The 14,869-nt window shown below is 47.9% G+C and carries 14 protein-coding genes; 8 read left to right on the plus strand and 6 right to left on the minus strand.

Going from position 1 to position 14,869, the window contains the following annotated elements; translation table 11 throughout:
• Window positions 1–93: 93 nt before the first annotated feature.
• The 7 genes from VRZ32_RS10270 (at window position 94) to VRZ32_RS10300 (ending at window position 3,642) form a co-directional block, all read left to right on the plus strand.
• Window positions 94–531 (plus strand): phage tail protein, encoded by a 438-nt coding sequence (locus VRZ32_RS10270; RefSeq protein WP_414525638.1) that lies wholly within the window; start codon window positions 94–96, stop codon window positions 529–531.
• Window positions 531–743 (plus strand): tail protein X, encoded by a 213-nt coding sequence (locus tag VRZ32_RS10275; protein ID WP_414525639.1) that lies wholly within the window; start codon window positions 531–533, stop codon window positions 741–743. Before VRZ32_RS10270 ends, VRZ32_RS10275 begins: the two co-directional genes overlap by 1 nt.
• Before the next feature lie 4 nt (window positions 744–747).
• The gene (locus VRZ32_RS10280; RefSeq protein ID WP_414525640.1) at window positions 748–1,506 is read left to right on the plus strand and encodes a phage late control D family protein; all 759 of its coding nucleotides are present in this window, start codon (window positions 748–750) and stop codon (window positions 1,504–1,506) included.
• A 74-nt stretch (window positions 1,507–1,580) separates the two neighbouring features.
• Complete coding sequence (locus VRZ32_RS10285) at window positions 1,581–1,820, plus strand: hypothetical protein (protein ID WP_414525641.1); 240 nt, start codon at window positions 1,581–1,583, stop codon at window positions 1,818–1,820.
• 64 nt (window positions 1,821–1,884) lie between these two features.
• Window positions 1,885–2,742 carry a DNA adenine methylase gene (locus VRZ32_RS10290; protein WP_414525642.1) on the plus strand — a complete coding sequence of 286 codons (858 nt, stop codon included), beginning with the start codon at window positions 1,885–1,887 and terminating at the stop codon, window positions 2,740–2,742.
• Between the two features lie 82 nt (window positions 2,743–2,824).
• Complete coding sequence (locus VRZ32_RS10295; protein WP_414525643.1) at window positions 2,825–3,289, plus strand: lysozyme; 465 nt, start codon at window positions 2,825–2,827, stop codon at window positions 3,287–3,289.
• The gene (locus tag VRZ32_RS10300) at window positions 3,286–3,642 is read left to right on the plus strand and encodes a hypothetical protein (protein ID WP_414525644.1); all 357 of its coding nucleotides are present in this window, start codon (window positions 3,286–3,288) and stop codon (window positions 3,640–3,642) included. The genes VRZ32_RS10295 and VRZ32_RS10300 overlap by 4 nt, the downstream gene beginning before the upstream one ends.
• Here the strand turns inward: VRZ32_RS10300 and VRZ32_RS10305 are convergent.
• Window positions 3,620–5,110: a DUF6883 domain-containing protein gene (locus tag VRZ32_RS10305; RefSeq protein ID WP_414525645.1), complete on the minus strand. Its 1,491-nt coding sequence runs from the start codon at window positions 5,108–5,110 to the stop codon at window positions 3,620–3,622. The genes VRZ32_RS10300 and VRZ32_RS10305 overlap by 23 nt on opposite strands.
• Window positions 5,111–5,270: 160 nt before the next feature.
• Here VRZ32_RS10305 and VRZ32_RS10310 point away from each other — a divergent pair, with 160 nt between their 5' ends.
• A complete protein-coding gene (locus VRZ32_RS10310) occupies window positions 5,271–5,567 on the plus strand; it encodes a hypothetical protein (RefSeq protein ID WP_414525646.1) in 297 nt (98 codons plus the stop codon).
• On the opposite strand, the gene VRZ32_RS10315 is transcribed toward VRZ32_RS10310, so the two are convergent.
• From VRZ32_RS10315 to VRZ32_RS10335, 5 genes are all read right to left on the minus strand, one after another.
• On the minus strand, window positions 5,564–6,517 hold the full coding sequence (locus VRZ32_RS10315) for a COG2958 family protein (protein WP_414525647.1): 954 nt from the start codon (window positions 6,515–6,517) through the stop codon (window positions 5,564–5,566). The two genes, VRZ32_RS10310 and VRZ32_RS10315, sit on opposite strands and share 4 nt — an antisense overlap.
• A gap of 248 nt (window positions 6,518–6,765) precedes the next feature.
• The gene (locus tag VRZ32_RS10320; RefSeq protein WP_414525648.1) at window positions 6,766–9,711 is read right to left on the minus strand and encodes a DEAD/DEAH box helicase family protein; all 2,946 of its coding nucleotides are present in this window, start codon (window positions 9,709–9,711) and stop codon (window positions 6,766–6,768) included.
• Window positions 9,712–9,717: 6 nt separating this feature from the next.
• Window positions 9,718–9,972 carry a hypothetical protein gene (locus VRZ32_RS10325; protein WP_414525649.1) on the minus strand — a complete coding sequence of 85 codons (255 nt, stop codon included), beginning with the start codon at window positions 9,970–9,972 and terminating at the stop codon, window positions 9,718–9,720.
• Window positions 9,973–9,983: 11 nt separating this feature from the next.
• On the minus strand, window positions 9,984–11,867 hold the full coding sequence (locus VRZ32_RS10330; protein WP_414525650.1) for a site-specific DNA-methyltransferase: 1,884 nt from the start codon (window positions 11,865–11,867) through the stop codon (window positions 9,984–9,986).
• A gap of 11 nt (window positions 11,868–11,878) precedes the next feature.
• Window positions 11,879–14,836, minus strand: coding sequence for an SNF2-related protein (locus VRZ32_RS10335; RefSeq protein WP_414525651.1), 2,958 nt, complete (start codon window positions 14,834–14,836; stop codon window positions 11,879–11,881).
• Window positions 14,837–14,869 lie beyond the last annotated feature (33 nt).

Below are 14,869 nucleotides of genomic sequence, written 5' to 3' on the forward strand. Positions count from 1 at the left end.
TCTCCAGTTTGGCGAAGCTCGATTATGTGTGAACTGTAGTTCACATATTGGGCGTAGTCAATATGAAGAATAACCGCTCATGGAGTCGTAATCATGTCCGGACCGGTCACAATGTCACTTGGGCCATATGCCTTTGAGGCACATGGCTTTGGCTACACCGATATCACCCGCAGCCTCACTACCTCATGGTCATCTGTCGATGTGGTGGATCGAATGGAGGTGCTGCAATGGACCGGCCCCAAGAGCGAGGCTGTCTCCATCAAGGGCGTGCTGTTCCCTGCGGAGTTTGGCGGCGAGGATAGCCTTGAAGGTATCCGTTCTGCCGCACAAAAAGGAGAACCGCTTATGCTGGTCTCACTTGATGGAGGGGTATTTGGCCAGTTCGTGATTGAGGCAGTGAATGAAGAGCGCGCCTTTATCGACCCGCGAGGAATGCCACGCAAAAACGCCTGGAGCATAGAGCTTAAACGCTTTGAGCAAGCAGGCAGCGGGCAATCAGGTGGGGCTTCTCAATCGATAGGGCTATTCTAATGGCCGCAACAATCACTACCATCGACGGCGATATCCTCGATCTGATCTGCCACCGCTACTACGGCCAGCACAAGGGCACTGTCGAGGCCGTGCTCGCCGCCAATCCAGGTCTCGCAGCTCAGCCCCAACCCTTCGCTGCCGGTATCGAGATCATTCTGCTTGATAAGCCTGTGACAGACCGCAACCAGCAAACAATCGCCCTATGGGAATAGCGCCATGCATCATCCGGTTGCAGTTGTTGAGGTGAATGGACGCGAGGTATCGGGCGCTTTCTGGTCAAGGCTTATCCGCCTGACCATTACGGATAAGGCTGGTAGCGAGGCAGACGAAATCAGCATTGAACTGCTGGACGGCAATCCGTTTCTGGAGATCCCCCAAACTGGCGTGAAGATCCGCGCATGGCTCGGATATCGCGAAACTGGCACCCGCTACATGGGCACTTTCGTCGTGGATTCCGTTGAGCTCTCATGCCTGCCGTTTGGCATGACTATCAGCGGCAAGTCAGCCGATGTGCGGGCGACGCTCAAAGAGCAAAAGACGCGTCACTTTGATGGCAAGACCGTCAAGGACGTTGTTGAGGCAATCGCCGCTGATCACGGGCTTGAGCCTGTTGTGTCTGAAAAGGTGGCCGGGCTCAAATACGACTGGCTCGGCCAGCTTGATGAGTCCGACATGCACCTGCTGACGCGCATGGCAGAGCGCCATGGGGCGATGGTAACGTTCAAGGATGGCAAGCTGATCTTTGCTGAGCGTTCTGCCGGGCTTTCAGGCTCTGGCCGATCGCTAGCAACGCTCGTTCTGCATCGCTCCGACATTATCGTCGGCTCCTGCCGTGTGCGGTTTGCAGATCGCGGCAAGCACAAGCGTGTCGTGGCGAAATGGCAGGACAAGGGCAAGCAGCAGCGCAAGGAGGTCGAGATTGAATCCGATGCTGAAGCATCAGCCTCCTATAGCCTGCCAGAAACCTACGCCTAGAGGATGAGGCGCTGAAAGCCGCGCAAGCCAAATCGCGCGAGCAGCAGGCGGATTCTGACACGCTTGAACTCTCGGTGCTGGGCAATCCAGATCTGAAGGCAGGCCAGCCCCTACGCCTGTCAGACGTGCGACCTGGTGTCGATGATCTGATCTGGACGGTCGATACCGCCACGCATGAGTTCAGTAAGTCCGGCTACACCACGCGGGTGTCTGCGAAGCGTGGCGTTGAGAGCGGCAATAGCAAGAAGACGTCCGCCAAGTCTGGTGAGGCTGAAGTGCAGTTTCCCTACGATCCGGAACTCTCTCCGGATTAATCCAACCCTTTATCAACCCCACCCATGCCGCCCTTCGAGGCGGCATTTTTATTATGAGGCAACAATGGTTCTGAATGATATCGCTACGTTACATACCAATGCTCCAATGGCTCCACAGCCAGTGCGCCCGATGAGCACGCTTGCAGGATACATTGGCGGCAAAAGAGTGCTGTCCAAAGTGCTCGTGCCGATGATCAACGATATCCCGCACACGCTTTACTGCGAGCCGTTCATGGGCATGGGCGGCGTGTTTTTCCGTCGGGATGCGCGGCCAAGGGTTGAGGTTGTCAATGACCTTTCCAAGGACATCGCAACCTTCTTCCGGGTACTGCAGCGCCATTATCAGGCGTTTCTGGATGTCCTGAAATGGCAGCTGACAAGCCGGTCAGAGTTCGAGCGTCTGCTACGAACCGATCCAGATACACTGACCGATCTCGAAAGAGCCGCGCGGTTCCTCTATCTGCAAAAGCTGTCCTTCGGCGGTAAGGTTGGAGGGCGGACATTCGGCATATCCACGAGCGATCCATCAAAGTTCGATGTCTCACGTCTCATGCCGCTGCTCGAGGCAACGCATGAACGGCTGGCGGGCGTCTATATTGAATGCCTGCCCTGGCAGAAATTCATCGACCGATGGGATCGTTCACACACGCTGTTTTTTCTCGACCCACCTTACTGGGGCGTTGAGGATTACTACGGCAAGAACATGTTTGAACGGGCGGAGTTTGAGGAGCTGTCGGCGGTGCTGAAGAACCTCAAGGGCAAGTTCATCCTGACACTGAATGACGTGCCGGAAATCCGGGAGCTGTTCTTCTGGGCAGAGATAAAGCCGGTGCAGCTGAAATATACCGCCAGCGGCCAGCCGACGGAAGCTTCAGAGGTAATCATCTCGAATGTGCCGATGAGAGACGCGCCTATGCAGTGAGGCCACAGATCATATCTGGTTCGCTCAATCCCAATCAATGCTTATCGCCCACCTCGTGTGGGCTTTTCTTTTGGAGGCTGCCATGGCCCGTAAAGTCACGCCGTTTGTCATCGAAAAGTTGAAGCAATGGGAGGGATGTCGGCTGACAGTCTATCGCGATCCAGCGGGCATCTGGACCATCGGTTATGGCCATACTGGGCCAGACGTAAAGCTAGGCATGCAAATCACACAGGCGCAGGCAGACAAGCTGCTGATGGATGATCTTGCCCGCTTTGAGCTCGCGGTTGATCGGTTAGTGAAGGTACCGCTCACGGATAACCAGTTTGGTGCGCTGGTGTCGTTTGCCTTCAATGTAGGTGTTCATGCATTCCAGCAATCAACATTGTTACGCAAGCTGAACAAGGGTGGTTACAGCGCTGTGCCAGCCGAGCTTTCGCGCTGGAACAAGGTGGGTAGCAAGGTACTGGATGGACTGGTTAATCGTCGCGCAGCTGAGGCGGACCTTTGGGCAACAAGTCTCCAATACGCAGGAGGGCAGTGCGAATGAGTGAATTTTACAATAATCAAGAGATTGCAGCCTTTGGCGTGAAACTGGTGCATCTGATTGCTGGTGTTGCAGGAGGTGTTGTCCGCTCGCTTGTCATTGGCCGTTATGGAATCATCGCAGCGACAAGCGCTGTTATCGTTGGCGGGCTGACAGCTGGATACGGCACGCCTGCAGCTACCTCCATCCTGTGCAAGTGGTTATCAAATATAGGTTATCGTGCTACTGGCCTTGATGGAGCCGTTGGCTTCACGCTAGGGCTATGCGGGATGACGACTGCTGAAATTGCAATACAACAGGTGAGAGAAATCGGGAAAAAATTGAGAAAAATAGCTAATCAAGGACAGTGTAATTAGAACATTCTATTCCATTCATTCTAAGGACATCAGCAAAAGCTTGAGCTGCAGCGCCAGCGCGTTCAATTGATTGAGTAGGAGATAAGAAAACTAACCTAGCACCTCCTCCTTTACTGCGTAAGCTATGTCCAACTTTTAAAAGCCACCTTCCAAAGCCACTGCGAGCATTGGGTATCCAAACATGACCGAATCCACATGCACCTTCCATGAGAATAGGGTATCCTTTTACTCGCATTGGTGTAGGTATAGCCTTCTCAGCAGCAATTTCTCCCGCTTCAGAGGCTAAATCATAAATACGCTCCCATCTCGCTTTCCCGACAAGATGTTTATCAACAATCGGTGAATTTATGGCATTTTCCTTATCAGGATGTGTTATTAATCCAGGCTGAGCCGTTACAAGAGAAGCGCGCTCATTTTTGCGAACAATCCATACAGTTTGAATTACGGCAGCACGACCATTTAGGCCCATTATACCAATTTCTGCTTCTGCCTTGATGCCATGTTCAGTTGAGTAAATTTTATCAAATTTAGCTCGCTCCATACCTGTCGCAATTTGTATTTTTAAATACTCCCAATCATCTTCATTTATGTTCAACTCTTTAGAGAAGAAGCCAGCTTTAGCTTTTCCAACTTTATGGAGTGGATTGAGTAGATATTTCAAAAGCTTATCAGTAGCAATCTCAACCTCAAAAGGGCCGTTAGGCATAGCTGCTAAATCCCAATCAAAAGGACTACATACTTTGTTAGCTAGCAAGCCTTTTGCTATCCGTTCGTGAACAGTAGATGCTGCCTTTCCCTTCCATCGATTTAATGATGCTTCACCACGTGAGGTAAGTTCACTAGGTGCAGGGAAATTTGGTCTTAACCGAAGAAAATCGTGATGATTTAGAATGGTTGTTCCGGTTAGATCACCGACGCTCCCGATCTCTAACGTTTCATCTTGATATGAATACATAATCCCATTTTTTAAAAATAAATCATCGAATAAAAATCTTACAAATAATGTATGCTGCAATGGATTTCCTAAATCTATAACAATAGAAGACAGATAGCCACTGAGATTTTTCAATTCTGAATCAATAAAACTTCTTAGTCTTTCCACCATAGACGGTATAAAAATGCAATATATTTCTTCGTGGCCTATTGTTTCAGCTAATACCTCATAATTCATACTTGACGTTTGAGCAGCTGATGCATCTAAAAAATCACCTATTAAAGTTGCATACTGATTATAATCACCAGACATTTTGTGCATTCGGCCATCTTTGGAAACAGCACTGATGCGATATGGAATTAATTGAAGGGCAAAATCTCCATGTAGAATTCGAGAGTTTATTATGTCTTGAGCATTTGTAAAATTTAACGCCTTAAGCAATTCATCGCGAAAATATGTAGCGTAATTACTGTCGCAAGGGGCGCTTTTTGCTTTAAAAAGGAATGCAACAGGCGAAGTATCAGATCTTATCATTTTTTCATTCTCCTCACGTGGTAATGTTAAATCGATCTATTAGAATGCATGATGATTGATCATAAAAGAAATTACTAGGAATTTGCCTCATTTTAGTTGCTATGTTCTCGAAAGAGAGCGTTCATGTCTATACAAACACTGTAAAAACAAGGTGATAGGCATGAGCAGGTTATTTTACAAAGCCATCATTGAGGATGTCCAGAATAACAAATGTAGCGAAGTAGAAGTTGATGCGCTGCTCGATATTTATGCCAGCACGGTAAAGCGTACGGCCACCACATCCGCTCGGAAAGCATGGTTTGAGCTGGGAGACTTTGCCTGCGCCAAAGTGATGGGAGTAAATCACTTCACATTGATGCTGGAGCGCTGCCAAGCTAGTGGGCAAGAGCAATGGTGGGGCATCTTCGAATGCGATCAGAAAGTACTGAAGGTTATTGCAACCCTGGAGCGAAACTAATCCTCGATGAGAATACCCCAATCAGAAGGCTTGGTTTTCCCTGTCTGATAGAAGCAAGTTACCTCTTCAATAAAATCCCTAAAATCACGATTTTCTTCAACTAAGCGGTTTGCCGTATCCCAATCGATTTCAGTCCGTTCTTTTGCCGGAATTAACACCTGGCTTTCGACCGGAGTCTTGAGGTCAAGCAAAATAAAACCAATGCCATGTAAGGCCGAAAGAATCTGCAATTCGCGCTTGGTATCAGAGCCCTCTAACTCTGCGGCAACCAGATAGCCAAAGTTCGCCCATGAAGAATTTGAAACTGCTTGAAAAAATGTCTGGCGTACGTTGGAGCGGTTAATGAGCAGCTTTACTTCAAATGACCAGAGTTTGGTCTTTTTGTCTGCATGCTGCTGTACGCAAGCCTTAATCTTTTGATCCCAGTCAGCCGTTAAATCTTCCATGGCTACTACATCAGGATAAAGCCATTTGTTGCCGTTTGCTCCACGGGTATTGGAAGAGCGCTTCTCATCTATGCGCTTGCTATATATAGTATATTCTGCCCAGAGAAAGCTGGAGAGCATAGGGTATAAATCCTGCTCAGAATATCGAACTGTATCACGCTCAACAGAAGCTGAAATAGGAAGCTCAGATTCTGCCTCCTCAATCTCAGCCTGATCCGTTTGAGTGGTATAATAATACTTTCTGGGCCGCTCTTCTGTTGTTTTTAAATGAGGATTGCGGCTTTGCATGCGCTGACGCTGAGATGCTATTTCCGCAACAATTTGCTGTAAGAGAGCATTGTCATCATCAAGCGTGGTAACCGTAGCTCTGCTACGTATACGCTTGGCTTCGCATTCATCTGGAAAAGCACGAAATATCCATTCGGCCAATTCACGGGCAGTAAATTTCTGCCCCTGATGCTGGCTAAGAAAGTCAATGATCTTCTTGCTTAAATCCAGCTTCATATGATCCTTCTTTTTTGCCCTCAATGGTTATAACCCTAGCAAGTTGCTTAGAAATAACAAGAGGGGGGTGGATGTGGTTGCATCTGTCCAGGCTAAACAAATTGGTAAACAATCCGCAGTGTTCATTTTTATTAATATGAAGATACTATCGGTATATTATGAGTCATCGATTGCCTTGCTTGAGTGAGCCCCTCAACATTAAGAACGAGCAAAGGCTGGGTAGGATTTGATGCCAGCCTTCATTCTTTCTAAAAGTTCACCTCTGCGATGTTTGTCACTACGCCGAAATCCACACCGATAGACTTGAAATGACGCTTGCCGCATAGAATCTTCTGATTCTCCTTATTGCGCCGCTCACGGCTATCAAGCGTACTTTTCGTTTCGCGCACAAAGTACAGCTTTTCATCACGGTGGGTCACGAATGCCCAATCAGGATTATAGGGGCCAATAGGCGTATCAATCTTGAACCAGCGTGGCAGTTTTACAAATAACCGTACATGCTCATTATGATCGAGGTCTTTCGCGAACTGCCGTTCTATCTCCGATTCATACTCTATTGCGTTAAATAAGCATTTCTCTTGATTTTGTACCTCATAAAGGTTGTTCAGGTAACGTACGATCCCGCCTTCTGCATCCTTTTCAATGCGGCTCATTTCCCAGTAATGGCTGGCAATACGCTCATACTGAATGCCTTCAAGCATCAGGTCATGCAAAGCCCGTGAAATTTCACGGGCTGCCAATGACATGAATTGCTGCGGGTTGATCTGGAAGTCTCCTAATCGGCCTGAACCTTTGAGAATTTCTACCAGTGTGTGGCGGGTTAGCTCGGTCTCTTTCTGTAGGTAGGCAAGAAGGTCTGGCAGGACACGCACGAGGCTGGCCGCACGACTTTTTTCTTCCAACTTACGATCCGTGCTGACGCCAGCCTCAGAAATGTCCATGACCACTCGCGTCATAGCGATGCGTATGGGGTGAATAGGCTCTAATTCCTTGATGCGCCCGATGGCTTGCGCAATGAGCTCTGCTGTATCAAACGAAACGCGGTAACGGGTGCGATGCTTTATTTGATCCCACAATGACTGGAAATCATCGCTAAGATGCACTTCCTTGCGGAATTTTAGCTGGCGCTGGTCACGTGCATTGACAACACGGTTCTTGAAAACAAAGCGCTGCATCTCATCAATGATATCAGACTTCAGATCGCTGTATGCTTCACTGATTTTCAACTCAAAGTACAGATCTTTAAGATTGAACTTATCAAGGATATCTCCGGCGTCATTAATGTACCCGGCTGATTTAAGTTCATGCCAGATTTTGCCGGATTCCTCCTGGCCGATGGGGGTTTCTGTTCCGTCATCGGCTACGCGAACGATTTTGGCGAAGGCAATCTTTTCAATGCGGCCAAACTTAATGCCAAAATCTTCCTCAAATTCATTCTGGAGGGATTTAGCAAAATCCTCATAAGACTCGTTGGCAATGACGGTTAAGCGGTTGATGCTTTCATCATGCACGCGCTCGCCATGCTCGTTGACCGGCAAACGCAGGCCGCGCCCGATTTCCTGCCGCTTCTTCTCCATGGATTGTGTCTCATTGAGCGTGCAAATCTGAAAGACATTGGGATTATCCCAGCCTTCGCGAAGGGCGCTGTGCGAGAAGATAAAGCGCAGTGGCTCTTTGGGATCTAGCAAACGCTCTTTGTCCCGCATAATCAGGCTGTAAGTGTCCTCATCATCAGCGGTTTTGCCACTGCTATCCTTGGCATGGCCTTGCTTGTCCTGAGAGAAGTAACCATTATGGATTCTCCCAATGTCCGTGACAGCAAACTCCTGATAAATCGGCTTGGTCGTTAGTTCCTTATATGCCTCCTCAAACCACTGGCCGATTTTGCCAAGGCTGATGGTGCCATCATCATTGTAAATACGATAATTTGCCACCCTGTCGATGAAGAAGAGGGACAAGACCTTAACCCCTTTGTTGCGTAGGGCATATTCTTTCTTCAGATGCTGCTCTACTGTTTCGCGCACCTGTTCTCTCATAATTTCTTCGCCGAGGCCGCCTATCTCCTGCCCAAGCCTGAGAAACTTGCCCCGATTGAATTCGATATATTCCGCGCCAGGAGTGCAGTCGATGTTCTGTACGATATAACCCTGTGCGTAAATTGCCCGCCCATCAGACCTCCCATAAAGGTCATCACCTTGCTTCACCCATAATTTCGCAGGTTTGACGCCATTTGGGCCTTCCTTGTGAATTTCAATCTGTGCCTTGATGCCGTTTTTGTTGTCGCACTTCAGGAGCTTTACGTAAGCATCGTTGAAGCTGTCATCGGAGCGGATAGACGCCACTTCAATGCGCTTCACAAGCCGGAGGTCATAAGCGCGTATTGGGTCGAGCTTATAAAGCAGATTATAGGTTTCCCTATGCGTGGCGGAATAACGCAGCGTGATTGCAGGATTTAGATTGGCAATAGCGCGCTTGGCCTTGGCGGTATTATCGACACTCTGCGGCTCGTCAATGATAACGATGGGATTGGCCGCTTGAATGAACTCAATCGGCTTACGTCCTGACATCCTATCATTTTCACGGTTGATGACGTTGAGCTTCTTGATTTCCTCTTCTGTCATCTCGTTCAGATCTTTATCTGGCACATCCTTCTGGAATGACTGGATATTAATCACCATGATCTGAATCTGGTTGCTGGTGGCGAACTGACGCACCTTGCCCAGTTTTTTGGAGTCATAAACGAAGTAATCGAAAGGCGTGTTGTCATAGAGGGTGCGGAAATGCGCCTTGGTTATTTCCAAATTTTTAAGCACACCTTCGCGGATTGGCACGCTTGGCACGACAATGATAAATTTCTTTAGGCCATAATTTTTGGAAAGCTCAAAGATGGTACGCAGATACACATAGGTTTTGCCGGTTCCGGTTTCCATCTCGATGGAGAATTCGCGCCCTTGCAGAGCGGACACCTTTTCAATGCCGTTCCTTTCCTGGATTTTCTGGATATTGTCATACAGTGCGTTATCAGGAAGCGTGATGTTGTTACCCACCCCAAGATCAGACAGCTTCATGCCGCCACCAGCGGTAGCACTGATTTCAAAATGCGACTGTACAATCGGCTGGCCTTCCAACGCCCCGACAACCGCATTAATTGCGTCTTGTTGATATTCCAGGGATGGATCGAATTTGAGTTTCATGCCTGGTTATCTCTTCGTATCTTCTAGAAAATCTTTAATAGCCTCCGCATGGATTATTAGTTTTTCTATACGCTCTGCGCGAAGGTCTTTGGCGCCAATAGATATGCTAAATTTATTAAGCATGTATTGCCCCATATCATCAGCATCAAATCGAGGGTCATCTACAATTTTTTGTAATGCTTCGTTAAACAATCGTGTATCACTTGCATGGGTACCACTGAAGTTTGCAGAATCGAGATATTTGTCAAAAATTTGATACATAACAATCTCCCTTATACTGTCCTGAATACGATTTCGGACTCTTCGGCTTGGGCACGGGATTTAAAGGTTTGTACGGCGTTGGTCTTCAGTTGGTCATTGCCTTTGAAGCCTTCATCGAGGCAGATTACCTGCACGGGGCCGGCATCAGCGATAGCGTCGATCACCGCCTGCGTGAGATTTTTATCCAGACAAATCAGCAGCGCTCCTTCTTCAATGGAAAACACTTCTTTGCTCGCCAACGTCAGCTTTTCCACCTTGGTGGTCAGCGAGAAGCCCGACTTCAGGAGCAGTTCATAGAGAATGTCCTCTGGAGTGCTGGAGGCGCTGATATGATCAACATGCAGCGAAAGCTGTTTTTCCAGATTCTGGATTCTCTCAACATCGCCTTCCCATACCTTGAAATTGGAGCGAGCGAGCTTGAATATCTTAAACCCAAGGTCAAGATTACTGGCCCCACTTAGATCTAGCTGATTGCATTCTGCACTCTCAATTTTCATAGCTGCACGACGGATGCGCTCAACTGATAAATGTGAAATGCTTTTAAAGCCTGCTTTATAAGCTTCATTCTTTTCATCTATCTTTTCTGGAAGTTGGATTGTTATAAATTTTCGTTTTCCATTATCTTCCTTATTTGCTTTTATTACGGCATGCGCTGTAGTCCCAGATCCAGCAAAGAAATCCAGAATAATATCATCTTTCGATGCGCTCTGGCTAAGCTGCATCATCCGTTGAATTAAGCGAGTAGGCTTAGGATTATCAAACGCTCCTCCCATTCCTAACTCTTTTAATTCATTGCTCGCTTCATGATTATGTCCCACTTCCTGGTAAAGCCACAGCGTTGTAGGGGTAACACCATCTTTTACATCACATAAGAAGCTTTTCCTTTGAGGCGTTTGCTTGCCATCATCGCCAAACCAGATTTCATTATTATCCTCCATGAGCTTCATACTTGTGTCATTGAAGCGTCGGTAGGTGCCTGGAGGGGGGGACCATACAGTGCCGTTTATAAAGATGTATGGAGATGTATTTGAGCCACTTTTGGCGTGAAGTGGAGTTGCTTTCCATGGGCCCTTGGGATGGCGATCTGGGTTCTTGTAAGCAGCTAATTGCTCATCGTTTCTTGGCAACTGATTAATGCCGAAAATATCTTTCTGTTTAGCATAGCATAAAATATGGTCATGATTATCTGAGAACCATTTTGCATCATTCGAGCGTGTGTATTTCTTTTGCCAAATTAGATTAGCAATAAAATTATCTTCCCCAAATACTTCATCTGTTAAATTCCTTAAATTCCCTACCTCTGTGTCATCGATACTAATAAATATTACCCCATCTTCGCGCAATAAATTCCGCGCCAGATAAAGTCTTGGGTACATCATGCTCAGCCAACTTGAGTGATAACGTCCTTGAGTATCTGTATTCGTGGAGAATTTTCGCCCCTCACTATCTTTCTGGCCGGTGTATTCCAGATAGGTATCCAATGTTTCCGAAAATTTATCCGGATAGATGAACTCATTTCCCGTGTTATACGGCGGGTCGATGTAGATCATCTTCACTTGGCCGAAGTATGACTTCTGCAGGAGCTTTAGCACTTCAAGGTTATCGCCTTCGATAAAAAGGTTTTCCGTATCGTCGAAATTGACGGATTCCTCACGGCACGGTTTCAGTGTGGCAACGCTCGGAGCCTGAATGACTTTCATGCACTCGGCTTTTCCCGGCCAATTCAGGCCAAAGCGTTCCTTGCCTGGCTCTACCCATTCGCCCAGCACGCGCTTTAACTGGTCAAAGTCAATCCGGCCTTCATTAAAGACCTCAGGGAACAGCGCTTTCAAGTGCTGGCGGCGATCATCCGCGATGTCCAGTGACCTCAGATCTACTTTTTTTTGTGCAGTCATGGCGTGCTCTTTTACTGTATCTCAAAACTGACATTGAATAAGTCATGTCGCGACGTTTGTTGTTTTAGTCGCGTTTCTACCATATCAATCAGTTCATCCTTCTTTGCCTCAATAACCTTGGCCGAATCGTCATATTGCCGCCATGCCTCATCACGGCTAGCTTCCAGCTTACGGACTTTCTTTTGCAGAGCCAGCTTGTCTGGCAGGTTTCCGGTCTGGCGTATATGCTTTTTCAGCTCCTTAATTTCCTCGTCCATTTCTTTCAGGCCGGATTTCAGGCCCGTTCGCTGATCCTCCGCCCATTTGTCGAGCTTGGCCATTTCCTCGCTGAAGAAGTCGCTGTTGTTCTGATCCATGCTCCTCATAAATTCGTTAAAGGCATCATCCACCATGCTTGTGAGGTGCGATTCATTTTCCGGCAGATGATAGGCGCCCTTCACCTTCGCTTGTAACTTAAATAGCTTACGGGCCACGTCGTTGGGAATCAGGTTGCCGCTTTCATCCACAGCGGCCAGTACCAGATGGGTGTTTTCTTCAAAGCTTCTGGTGCGCAATTCAGCCACTCTTAGCCAGCCTCGTGATCCACGCAGATTTTCTAGCGCGGTAATTTTGTGCGGATAGCTGGAGTAATCAAAGACGAGGTGCGCGGGTGGCGTATCCAGAACCTTGGCCGTTTCAATGACCTTCTTGCCAAGATCGCTGGATGGTTTGTACACTTTCGGCTGGAGCTTGATGCGTTGGCGCTCTGCTTTCGACATCAGGCTCCAATGGTCACGGTGGTCTTCCGTATCGAAGCTCACCAATCGGTAAGCGAAGGAGCAGTTTATCTTTCGCTCGTGCAGCTTTGCGCCGCTGTGTTCAATTTCATCCTTTAACGTGCCGAACATGCGGCGCTGGTCGTCGAAGTGGTAGTCGCCAACGAATTGATCGGAGAATTTTTCAATCAGGACATATTTTGTCAGCAGCCAGAAGAAATCCAGCATTTCGTTTTTGCGTTCTTCTGCCTGTTCCTTGTGTAGTTTCATACGCTGGTGGACATCTTCGTCGAAGTTTTCAAACAGCATCTTCCGAGCTTGGGTAACACGTTCGGTTATGGGTTCTTCAAGCTCCTCGCGTAGATTATTGAACGCGGCCTCGATAGCCTCTGGTGTACGGCAGGTGTCAAAAATATCGGAGATGCGCTTCTCAAAGTCGATGCCTTCTTCGATGCGTCCCAGCACCTCGTCAGAGGCGCCAAATACGCCATCAAACAGCTGGAATTTATAGCGCAACAGTTCGTAGATACGCTGATCCGCCCAGTTCTTTTCATTGAGGAAGTTGATTACTACCACATCGTGTTTCTGGCCGTAACGGTGGCAGCGTCCGATGCGTTGTTCCACACGCTGCGGGTTCCATGGTAGGTCGTAATTTACTAGCATCGAACAGAATTGCAGATTCATGCCTTCCGCAGCCGCTTCGGTAGCAATCATCACCTTGGCATGGTTGCGAAAGTGATCCACGAGCGCTTGCCGCATATCAACATCGCGCGAGCCGGTGATGCGATCAGAGCCGTCGTGTTCATCTTTCCAGCGGTTGTATATATCGCGGGCCAAGTCATCGTTGTTCTGGCCATTGAAGGTGGCGATCTGGCCTTTATAGCCTGGCTGTTGTTCCAGATATTCCGTGAGATAATGTTGGGTGCGGTTGGATTCGGTAAAGATGATGACCTTTTCCTGCGCTCCAAGTTCTTTCATGCGCTCAAAGCCAACCTCCAGCGCGTGCAGCAATTTAACGGCCTTGGTTTCCACGGTGATGGATCGGGCAATTTCGATATAATGATCGATTTCCGCCAATTCTGCCTTAAGCTTATCTGCATCTACCTTTTGCTCCGGGATGCGTGGGGGCCCTGGTATGTCCTCGCTTGCTTCGTCATATTCGGAGCTGAGGTCGTTCTCATGCGCTAAAAACCCGGCGATATTTCCCTTGACGTGCTCACCACTCTGTAGATCGAGCAGGCGTTGTCGAATGGTTTTAAGGGTGCCGATAATGGCATAGGTCGAGGATGATAGAAGCTTTCTGATCACCAGTACCACCAGCTTGCGCTGGGCGCTGGGGATGGAATACGTATCCTGACGCAGAATAAAATCGGAAAGCAGGTTATAAAGCGCTTCTTCCTTTTCGCTTGGAATGAACGGGATTGTGATTGCTTCACGGTTAGTGTAGCGGATATATTCCAGCACATCACGACGCAGCGTGCGGTGAATAAACGGTTTAAGCCGCTCTTGTAGTTCTGTCAGATTAGGCTTGCCGTTGACGTAATTGATCCTAAAGGCTTCTTCACTGCCAAAAATGCGATCATCAATCAACATGCCGAGGCCATATAGCTCCATCAGCGAGTTCTGCAGCGGTGTTGCTGTGAGTAGTACTTTCCGCTTGTCCTGAAGGGCTTCGCAGATCGCTTTGCCCATTTTATTATCTTTCTTGAAGACGTTCCGCAGTTTATGCGCTTCGTCGATCACACACAAATCCCATGCCATATGCTGCAATTCATCTTTTAATCGCGCTGCAAGATGGTAGGACATGATAAGCGCCCCTTCGAACATGAAAGGGGAGAGGCCATCTTTTGCGGTTTTCTGGTAGATTTTGTTATCCAGAATGAGGCTGGGCATACGGAATTTTTCTTCCAGCTCGATAGACCATTGCCGCCTAAGGGCTGCAGGACAAATGATCAGTAGCCTGCGTCGATGCTCTGCCCAATGCTGGCATAAAAGTAATCCAGCCTCGATGGTTTTGCCAAGGCCGACTTCATCAGCAAGTATTACACCTTTTGAAAGCGGGGAGCGAAGGGCAAAAAGTGCGGCCTCAATCTGATGAGGATTTAGATCAACAGAGGCTTCAACGAGGGAATACGTTAGTCGATCAATTGAATGGGCTAGTTTTCTTGCAGTCAGTTCATGAGCATAGTATTTTGCATGATACGGTGTAATCATTCTGCCTCACATATATAAGAATAGAGTAAAGAG

Origin of the sequence: Pseudochelatococcus sp. G4_1912, assembly GCF_047501465.1 — a bacterium.
GTDB lineage: Bacteria > Pseudomonadota > Alphaproteobacteria > Rhizobiales > Beijerinckiaceae > Pseudochelatococcus.

What these genes read in the sequence shown, in the direction of transcription:
- VRZ32_RS10335 (WP_414525651.1), bottom strand. Translation starts at nt 14,836, where the DNA reads ATGATTACACCGTATCATGCAAAATACTATGCTCATGAACTGACTGCA.
- VRZ32_RS10315 (WP_414525647.1), bottom strand. Translation starts at nt 6,517, where the DNA reads ATGAAGCTGGATTTAAGCAAGAAGATCATTGACTTTCTTAGCCAGCAT.
- VRZ32_RS10310 (WP_414525646.1), top strand. Translation starts at nt 5,271, where the DNA reads ATGAGCAGGTTATTTTACAAAGCCATCATTGAGGATGTCCAGAATAAC.
- VRZ32_RS10305 (WP_414525645.1), bottom strand. Translation starts at nt 5,110, where the DNA reads ATGATAAGATCTGATACTTCGCCTGTTGCATTCCTTTTTAAAGCAAAA.
- VRZ32_RS10290 (WP_414525642.1), top strand. Translation starts at nt 1,885, where the DNA reads ATGGTTCTGAATGATATCGCTACGTTACATACCAATGCTCCAATGGCT.
- VRZ32_RS10325 (WP_414525649.1), bottom strand. Translation starts at nt 9,972, where the DNA reads ATGTATCAAATTTTTGACAAATATCTCGATTCTGCAAACTTCAGTGGT.
- VRZ32_RS10275 (WP_414525639.1), top strand. Translation starts at nt 531, where the DNA reads ATGGCCGCAACAATCACTACCATCGACGGCGATATCCTCGATCTGATC.
- VRZ32_RS10295 (WP_414525643.1), top strand. Translation starts at nt 2,825, where the DNA reads ATGGCCCGTAAAGTCACGCCGTTTGTCATCGAAAAGTTGAAGCAATGG.
- VRZ32_RS10300 (WP_414525644.1), top strand. Translation starts at nt 3,286, where the DNA reads ATGAGTGAATTTTACAATAATCAAGAGATTGCAGCCTTTGGCGTGAAA.
- VRZ32_RS10330 (WP_414525650.1), bottom strand. Translation starts at nt 11,867, where the DNA reads ATGACTGCACAAAAAAAAGTAGATCTGAGGTCACTGGACATCGCGGAT.
- VRZ32_RS10270 (WP_414525638.1), top strand. Translation starts at nt 94, where the DNA reads ATGTCCGGACCGGTCACAATGTCACTTGGGCCATATGCCTTTGAGGCA.
- VRZ32_RS10280 (WP_414525640.1), top strand. Translation starts at nt 748, where the DNA reads ATGCATCATCCGGTTGCAGTTGTTGAGGTGAATGGACGCGAGGTATCG.
- VRZ32_RS10320 (WP_414525648.1), bottom strand. Translation starts at nt 9,711, where the DNA reads ATGAAACTCAAATTCGATCCATCCCTGGAATATCAACAAGACGCAATT.